The organism is Bdellovibrionota bacterium (genome assembly GCA_035292885.1).
Lineage (GTDB): Bacteria > Bdellovibrionota_G > JALEGL01 > JALEGL01 > DATDPG01 > DATDPG01.
The window spans coordinates 1-5,328 of record DATDPG010000090.1 but is presented as its reverse complement, the minus strand read 5'-3'; the positions used below and the strand labels follow the sequence as shown (position 1 = coordinate 5,328).

The window sequence follows — 5,328 nt, the reverse complement described above, 5'->3', positions numbered from 1 at the left end:
GCTCAATTTTCTTCGTGGCCGTTTGGACATCAGCGGGATCTCGAAAGACGCGTATAGTTCGGTGTTTGGCGCCGACGGCGAATTAAAGGAGGACATGAAGAAAAGAAAATTTGCGTTGACCAGAGAACAAGATCCGGACCTTGTCTATTTTCTCTTTAATCTTGAGGATCCGATTTTGGGCAAATACAAAACCCTTCGTCAAGCCATCAGCCAGGCGATCAACCGGAGAGAAATGATCCGGCTATTTTACAATGATCGGGCCGTCGCTGCGCAGGGCCCAGTGGGTCCGGGCCTTTTTGGTTATGACCCGGATCTTCGTGATCCTTGGAGTTACAACCTGGAAGAGGCCAAGAAAGCCAAGGCTAAGTCGCTCGAGGAGTACCGAAAAGACACGGGAAGGAATGAGTTTCCTCCGATCGAATTTGACGGAGTAGCGGATTCGACGCACCGACAGTGGTTCGAATTGATCGCGAGCGACCTAAAACAGATCGGCCTCAAAATGGAATCTCGCATCGGCACCTGGCCGCAGCTTCAGGCGCGAATTTCCCGCAGACAAATTCAGTTCACCGGCGCGGCTTGGGGAGCGGACTACCCGGACGCCGAGAATTTTCTACAGTTGCTTTATGGCAAAAACGTCTCTCCCGGGCCCAACAACGCGAACTTCAAAAACGCCGTATATGATCGATTGTACGACCAGATGCGCGACCTACCCGACGGGCCGGAGCGGTTGGAAATAATCAAGAAAATGGTTCGCATTATTCACGAAGAAATTCCTTGGGTTTTCTTCGCTCACCGGATCGCCCACGGACTTCGTCAGGGATGGGTTCGAAATTTCAAGCGAAACAGTTTTTCGCCGGGGGCGTATAAGTACATCGACATAGATTCAAACGAAAAGCGCGAGACGCTCCCCCTGCTTCAATGACCGCCTACATTGTACGGCGCACGCTTTACGTCATTCCGATCCTTCTGGGCGTGGCCTTAATTACGTTCATCGTCTTTCACGTGGCCGGCGGCGATCCGGTTCTCCAGATGCTGGGAAAGCATGCCACGGCCGAGGAGGCGGCTCTTTACCGCCATGAATACGGTTTCGACCAGCCGCTCCCGCTTCAGTTTCTCCGTTTTCTAAGACAGATCGTGACGCTCGATTTCGAACGTTCGTTTCAGACGAAGCAGACGATCGGAAAGATGCTGGCCGACGGCGCCGAGGCGTCACTTTCACTTGCCGTACCCGCCTTCCTCATGAGTGAAATCCTCGCGATCTCGATCGCCTTAATCGCGGCGGCCCTGCGCCGGACGATTCTCGACCGTTTGATCGTAGTCCTCAGCGTCCTCGGTATGAGCGTCAGCGTGTTGGCCTACATTCTTCTCGGCCAATACTTTCTCGCGTTCAAATTCAATCTCTTTCCCATCTCGGGGTACGAGCCGGAGTGGTCCCATCGGTTCAACTATCTCGCATTGCCCTGGATTATCTGGATTCTTCTGGCGATCGGTTCCGATGTCCGATTTTTCCGCACGATCTTTCTCGAGGAGCTGGGCCAAGACTACGTTCGGACGGCGCACGCCAAAGGTCTGGGCCCCCTCCGCGTCCTCTTCAGCCATGTCTTACGGAACGCCATGGTCCCGATCGTCACCCGCCTGGTAATCGAAATCCCGTTTCTCTTTATGGGCTCGCTTCTTCTCGAAAACTTTTTCGGGATTCCGGGGCTAGGCAGCATGACCGTGGACGCGTTCAACAATGCCGATTGGCCGGTCGTCAAAGCGATCACGGTGCTCGGTGCGATTCTATATGTATTCGGAAATCTCTTCTCCGACATTTTGTACGCCAAGGTCGATCCAAGAGTGGTGCTCGAATGATCCGCCGCCATTCCCCCGGCCGGGAGGCCGTCCGCGTCTTGATGGGAGATCGGTTTGCGGTCGTCGGTATCTTGGTAATTGCAAGCTATGCGTTCGTGGCGCTGCTTTCCGCGTTTCATCTTCTCCCGTGGGATTACGCCGCGCGCGTGGGGCCCAGCTACGTCGCTCCGAATCCGACGTATTGGTTGGGGACCGATCTCTTGGGCCGAAATGTCTGGGCGAAAGTTCTTCACGGCGCCGAAGTCGCCTTTTCGGTCGGCCTCGTCGCCTCGGTCATCGCGATACCGATCGGCGCCGTCCTGGGGGCGCTGGCCGGATATTTCGGTGGCCGGTGGGACGAGCTTGTGGTCTGGCTTTACTCCACGGTCGAATCGATTCCGTCGATTCTTCTACTGACATCGCTGAGCTTCGTTTTGGGTCGCGGCCTCACGGCGATTTATGTCGCGGTCGGTCTGACGTCGTGGGTGGGAATCTGCCGGCTGATCCGTTCCGAGACGTTGAAACTCAAAGAGCGCGATTACGTCGTGGCGGCGCGGGCGATGGGGGCGAGACACCGAAGGCTTCTATTCCGACACATCTTTCCGAACGTCACTCACCTCCTCATCATCGATTTTTCGCTTCGGTTTATTTACGCGATTAAATCGGAAGCCATCTTGAGCTACCTCGGCTTGGGCGTTCAAGGCGAGCCGAGTTGGGGGATCATGATCGCCGACGCCAAAGAAGAATTGCTGCGCGGGATCTGGTGGCAACTTGTCGCCGCTACCGGCGCCATGTTCTTTATCGTCTTGGCCTTGAACATCGTGGGGGACTCCTTGCGGGATGCTCTCGACCCCCGCCTTCACGAGCAGGCTTGACGTACGTTTCAGTTTTGGCATGTTCGCTCGATGTCGACCGCCGTCCAAACCCAAGTTGCCGATCGTTCCACCGTGGCCGTTCGCGTCGGTTGGATTTCGCTCTTTGCGATCCTCACCGGCTTGGGGGCCTGGATCAAAATCCCTCTGCCGTTCACTCCGGTCCCGATCACGCTGCAGACGGCGGCCGTACTCGCGAGCGGCGTCGTTCTCGGCCGCGACGGTCTGTACGCCCAGCTTCTTTATCTCTTATTGGGGGGGATCGGTTTGCCGATGTTTGCGGGCGCCCATTCCAATCTTCTCTATTTGTTTGGTGCGACGGGAGGCTACCTGATCGGTTTCGTGGCGTCCGCGGCGCTCACCGGCTCGTGGATTCATCCCCGCTGGCGGCAACTCACATTTTGGGGAAGATCCTGGCGACTCATCTTTGTCTCGCTCGTTCTCTTTATTCCGGGCGTCCTTCAGCTCAAACTTTTTACAGGAATGGATTGTAGCAAGGCGCTATTGACTGGATTTGTTTTCTTTATTCCTGGAGATATTTTGAAAGTCTTCGCGGTCTCGGTCCTCCCGAATCGCGCAATCCGAACTCTGTAATTCATCGCAAACTCGCAATAATAGCCCACGCCAGGCGTGTAAAATTTTCTCTTGACCATAGGTTACAATATACTACCATCAGTCTAAGTTAACGAAAGTGCCCAATTTCCGCCACCGCCTGCCCCTGATCTCCCCCATTTGTATTGAGGACGGCGGTCAGGTTTCCACATCTCTCCACTCCCCGTCTCTGGGGAACGAGGATCGGTCTTACCCAAAAACGGAGGTGCCCCGTGTCTGAGGAGGATCCTTTCACCCGCCCGAATGACGTTCCGGCATCGGATGAAAATGCCCAACTGCCGGACGATTTGATCGACGAACTGGACAAAGCTCTCGAGGGATTGACGGCCGACGCCGAGCAGCCGTTCGAGCTGGCCGATATTTCTTCGGAGGCGAATCCCGAATTGGGTCCGGACGATGGAATCCGGCAGATGCAGGAGACCTTTTTGGCGTTGTCGAGAAACACGCTCAGCCCGATCGGCCGGTACATGAAAGCCATCACGTTGGGGGAATACGCCCGCGAGCTACTCGAAATTTCGGAGTACGTCGTGACGTCGTTGATTCCCAAAGTGGAAGCCGTGGGGCTGAACCAGCACGCGGAGGATCTCACGTTTTTTCGTTCCTTGGTCTTGTTGGCGCTGGGCGAAACGGAACAGACCGGTTCGCAGGCGATGCGGGAGGTCGTGATGAAAGGTTTTATCAGTTTGTGTGATCGATTCGGGTTGCAGTATCGCGGGTATCGCTTGGCCGTCCGGAATCTCGTGGAGTTCTATCGCGCCGTGCGCGTTACGGATGGCGTGAGCGAAATGGATCTTCGTCGTTTCTTCGCGATCGGAGTTCCTTCGCTTACCTGGGTTCGACGGACCCGGGTCTCCGAGATGGTCAGCCTGTCGGGAATTTCGCCGAGCGCCATGTCCCAGATCCGAAAGCTGGCTTACGTCTATCGTTCGGTCCCGCCGGAGAGGAGCGCGAAGCTCGCCCAACCGCAGGATGAACGGGCGACGGTTCCGACGCAGCCGCCCGCTGTTCTCGGCGATTTGGTCTCTGTTGAGGAAGTGGCCGACGCCGGTGTGATCGGCTTTGACGAAGTTCCGCCGACGCTCGGCGAAGCGTAATTCTCGTTTAGTTCCGAGCTCTCTGCGCGAGCAGCGCGAGTTTTCTCGCCCGTCGCCGTGCGCTCAAGAGCATCCAGAGGCTCACGGCCAATAGATTCAGACGTGCAAAGTCATCGTCCAGACCGCCGACGTTGCAACCGCCGCCGCCCGACTTCGGTGGAGGCGTGGGAGTCGGCGTAGGCGTCGCTTGCGCGGCCGCTGCCGCAGCTTTTAACTTCTTATCCAGTTCCGCTGCCGCCAATTCGTCTTTCTTCCTTTGTTCCTCTGTCGCCGCTGTCTCTTTCTTTGTAGTCTCTTCTGCGGCTGCCGCTGCCTCATTCTTTTTCTCTTCTTCCGTCTTGGCGGCCGATTTCACTGGAGGTTTCACGGGCGCTTTACCCCCATTGCCAAGGTAGGGTTGCGCATCTATCTGTCCCTTGCCGGGTGTCGTGGGGCCGGGAGTCCCAGCGTCCGCTCCGGTCGTGGTATCAGCCGTATCAGATTGCGTTGAACCCGGAGACGCGTCTGCAGAAAAGAATTCGATATTTCCTTGGTTGAATTTGTATACGACGACGCACGAGATTTTTTCATTGTCCGGCGGGTTAGATACGTCGACGAGCAAGCGGACGTGGCCCGAAAAGTGTTCTCTTTGCCCTGCAAATGGACGTTCCCGTCCCGGAAGTTGTAAAGCGTTCCGGTCGTACGCTATGGTTCCGTAAACCTCCATAAAATGTCTAATCTGTGCCTGATAGGTTTTATCAGAATCTTCGTCCGACACCGGAGGGAGCTCTGAACTCAGTGCGTACATGAGGAGTTGTGACGACGGGGAATGAGGTTCCACGATTCCGACCTCCGTCTCAAACGGCGATTTCACTTTGACGAGGGCTTGATACGGCGGGCCATCCACCTTCATGGTCATGATTCCTTCGATCGGTTTC

General features: G+C 56.0%; 6 protein-coding genes. 5 read left to right on the top strand and 1 reads right to left on the bottom strand.

Annotated elements, in window-relative coordinates; all coding sequences use genetic code 11:
- The 5 genes from VI895_07285 to VI895_07265 form a co-directional block, all read left to right on the top strand.
- Positions 1–922: ABC transporter substrate-binding protein (locus tag VI895_07285; protein ID HLG19607.1), on the top strand; the 922-nt coding region annotated here is incomplete at its 5' end.
- Positions 919–1,854 (top strand): ABC transporter permease, encoded by a 936-nt coding sequence (locus tag VI895_07280; protein ID HLG19606.1) that lies wholly within the window; start codon positions 919–921, stop codon positions 1,852–1,854. The genes VI895_07285 and VI895_07280, both read left to right, overlap by 4 nt.
- The gene (locus tag VI895_07275; protein ID HLG19605.1) at positions 1,851–2,708 is read left to right on the top strand and encodes an ABC transporter permease; all 858 of its coding nucleotides are present in this window, start codon (positions 1,851–1,853) and stop codon (positions 2,706–2,708) included. Before VI895_07280 ends, VI895_07275 begins: the two co-directional genes overlap by 4 nt.
- A 30-nt stretch (positions 2,709–2,738) precedes the next feature.
- A complete protein-coding gene (locus VI895_07270) occupies positions 2,739–3,299 on the top strand; it encodes a biotin transporter BioY (protein ID HLG19604.1) in 561 nt (186 codons plus the stop codon).
- A 230-nt stretch (positions 3,300–3,529) separates the two neighbouring features.
- Positions 3,530–4,411, top strand: a complete 882-nt coding sequence (locus tag VI895_07265) for a hypothetical protein (protein ID HLG19603.1) — start codon at positions 3,530–3,532, stop codon at positions 4,409–4,411.
- A 7-nt stretch (positions 4,412–4,418) separates the two neighbouring features.
- Here VI895_07265 and VI895_07260 read toward each other — a convergent pair.
- Positions 4,419–5,328 (bottom strand): hypothetical protein (locus VI895_07260; GenBank protein HLG19602.1); only part of this gene is annotated, 910 nt, incomplete at its 5' end.

Excerpts from the sequence above, each read along its gene's own strand:
- VI895_07275 (HLG19605.1), top strand. The coding sequence starts at position 1,851 with ATGATCCGCCGCCATTCCCCCGGCCGGGAGGCCGTCCGCGTCTTGATG.
- VI895_07280 (HLG19606.1), top strand. The coding sequence starts at position 919 with ATGACCGCCTACATTGTACGGCGCACGCTTTACGTCATTCCGATCCTT.
- VI895_07270 (HLG19604.1), top strand. The coding sequence starts at position 2,739 with ATGTCGACCGCCGTCCAAACCCAAGTTGCCGATCGTTCCACCGTGGCC.